This window comes from uncultured Microbacterium sp. (assembly GCF_963521695.1).
In the GTDB taxonomy this organism is placed as follows: domain Bacteria; phylum Actinomycetota; class Actinomycetes; order Actinomycetales; family Microbacteriaceae; genus Microbacterium.
The window spans coordinates 1-2,526 of sequence record NZ_CAUQWC010000352.1 but is presented as its reverse complement, the minus strand read 5'-3'; the positions used below and the strand labels follow the sequence as shown (position 1 = coordinate 2,526).

The window sequence follows — 2,526 nt, the reverse complement described above, 5'->3', positions numbered from 1 at the left end:
CGCGGGGGCGCCGTCGGCAGCGCCGACACGGGGTGGTTCGTGTACATCGCCATGCTGGGTTCAGGCTACCCGTCGGCATCCGGGGCGTGTTCGGTGCTCGCACTATGCTGACGCCCGTGCTTGTTGCGATCTCGAACACGCCCCGCGACTACGCCTGGGGCAGCCCGACGCTCATCGCCGACCTCGAGGGGCGCGAGCCCAGCGGCGCCCCCGAAGCCGAGGTCTGGTTCGGCGATCACCCGGGCTCGCCGGCCGTGGTGCACGACGGCACCGACCGCACGCTCGACGCGTGGCTGCCCGCCGTCGCCGGTGAGCAGGACGTACCCGCGAAGCTGCCGTACCTCTTGAAGCTTCTCGCCGCGGGTGCGCCCCTGTCGATCCAGGTGCACCCCTCCAAGGAGCAAGCCATCGAGGGATTCGCCCGTGAAGAGGCCGCGGGTGTCCCGCGCGACGCGGGATCGCGCAACTACAAGGACGACAACCACAAGCCCGAGGTGATCGTCGCCCTGAGCGACACCTTCACCGCGCTCGCGGGCCTGCGCGACATCTCACGCACCCGCGCCCTGGTCGATGCCCTCGGCGACGCGCCCGCCGTCGAGACGCTCCGCGCGCACCTGTCGGGGGGAGACGCCGCCGACGCGTTGCGCGCGAGCATCGGCTGGCTGCTCGGCGAGGCCGATCCGGCCGAGATCGCACAGATCGTGGATGCCGCGGCATCCGCCGAATCCTCCACCTTCGGCCCCGAGCTGGAGTTGACCCGTTCGCTGCACACGGCGTATCCGGCCGATCCCGGGATCGTCGTCGCGCTGCTGATGAACCTCGTGGAGCTGCGCCGGGGCGAGGCGATCTTCGTGCCGGCCGGCGTCCTGCACGCCTATGTCGCCGGGTTGGGCGTGGAGATCATGGCGGCGAGCGACAATGTGCTGCGCGGCGGCCTGACGCCCAAGCACATCGACGTGGCCGAACTGCTCGCCCTCGTCGACTTCCGTCCGGCCGAGCCGCCCTTCCTGCGTCCGATGCCGGCGGGGGACGCGGAGGTCTTCGCCCCGGGCATCGCCGACTTTGCGCTGGGGCACCTCGCCGAGGGTGCGGAGGCGCGTCTCGACCTGCGCGGCGTCGCGATCGCCCTCGGCGTGGCGGGATCGGCGACGCTGACCGGTGCGTCCGGCGCAGCGGTCACCCTCGCTCCCGGCGAGGCGGCGCTGCTGACCCCCGACGAGTCGCCGCTGACGAGCGACGGCGCCGGCGAGGTCTTCGTCGCCATGCCGGGGGCGTGACCGCGACACGCCGTGGCGTGTCCTGAAGGTTCAGGTCGCCCTTGAGGGTTTACGATCCGCGACTTGACTCATCCGAATCACACGGGTGTAATTATCCCTACGTGCAGGCCGCGTCATGGGGGCTCGAACGAGGGGGAGGATGATATGGCGACGTCGCAGTACCGGTCCGGTGTTCCGGACAACTGGTTCGTAGACCCGGTCGACCTCGGTGTTCCCGGCGTTCGCCGCGACATCGACACGACCGAGGAGAACACCCTCGCGTGGCAGACCGATGCGCTCTGCTCGCAGACCGACCCCGAGGCGTTCTTCCCCGAGAAGGGCGGATCGACCCGCGATGCCAAGCGCATCTGCACCTCATGCGACGTCAAGAGCGAGTGCCTCGAGTACGCCCTGCAGAACGACGAGCGCTTCGGCATCTGGGGCGGCCTCAGCGAGCGCGAGCGCCGCAAGCTCAAGCGTCGCGCCTGAGTCGTACGCCTCCCCGCTGCGCGCGTGAGCGATCCGGCGGCCGACGGCGCGGCGTCCGCGATCGTGCGAAGGCGGACTTAGGCTGATCCGCGTCATGCCCGACCGTGTACACGCCATCCTCGTCGTGCGTCCCGAAGGACGCACTCCCGCGGCGAACCATCTTCAGCGCACGCTCTCGGCCCTCGCGGCCCAGACCCGTCGCGTCGACGCCCTCACCATCGTGCTGTGCGGCCCCGACGCCGAACTCACCCGCCTGGCGGCCGGGTCGGGAGCCGAGGGCGTGATCACGGCATCCGCCGGGACGTCGTTCGCCACGGCGACGGCGCTGGCCACCCCCCGTCTGACGGGCGATGCGGTCTGGCTGCTGGCGCAGGACACCGCCCCCGATCCCGAGGCGCTCGAAGGCCTCGCGGGCGCCCTCGAACTCTCGCCGCCGCTGGTGGTGGCGGCCCCCAAGCTCGTGGATTGGGACGATCGCGACGTCATCCGCTCCCTGGGCGTGAGCATGAATCGTTACGGCGCCACCGTCGACCTCGTCGCCGGCGAGCTCGACCAGGGTCAGCGCGATCGGGCATCCGACGTGCTCGGCGCGGATGTGCGCGGAGTCCTCGTGCGGCGCGAGGCCTGGACCGCGCTCGGCGGACTCGATCCCGCCCTCGGCGGTGCCGACGAGGGGCTCGACCTGGGGGTCCGCGCACGATTGGGTGCTCGCTTGGTCGCCGTTGTCCCCGCCGCCCGGGTCGCCGTCGCCGGTGACGGCGTCGCGGCCATGGCCCGCGGT

3 protein-coding genes are annotated in these 2,526 nt (G+C 71.6%); all 3 read left to right on the top strand.

Annotated elements, in window-relative coordinates; all coding sequences use genetic code 11:
• The first annotated feature begins 116 nt into the window (after window positions 1-116).
• Window positions 117-1,277: a mannose-6-phosphate isomerase, class I gene (manA, locus tag RWP81_RS16275; protein WP_314457870.1), complete on the top strand. Its 1,161-nt coding sequence runs from the start codon at window positions 117-119 to the stop codon at window positions 1,275-1,277.
• Between the two features lie 144 nt (window positions 1,278-1,421).
• Complete coding sequence (locus RWP81_RS16270; protein WP_055958404.1) at window positions 1,422-1,745, top strand: WhiB family transcriptional regulator; 324 nt, start codon at window positions 1,422-1,424, stop codon at window positions 1,743-1,745.
• Between the two features lie 94 nt (window positions 1,746-1,839).
• On the top strand, window positions 1,840-2,526 hold a 687-nt coding region (locus RWP81_RS16265), incomplete at its 3' end, for a glycosyltransferase (protein ID WP_314457867.1).

What these genes read in the sequence shown, in the direction of transcription:
- RWP81_RS16270 (WP_055958404.1), top strand. Translation starts at nt 1,422, where the DNA reads ATGGCGACGTCGCAGTACCGGTCCGGTGTTCCGGACAACTGGTTCGTA.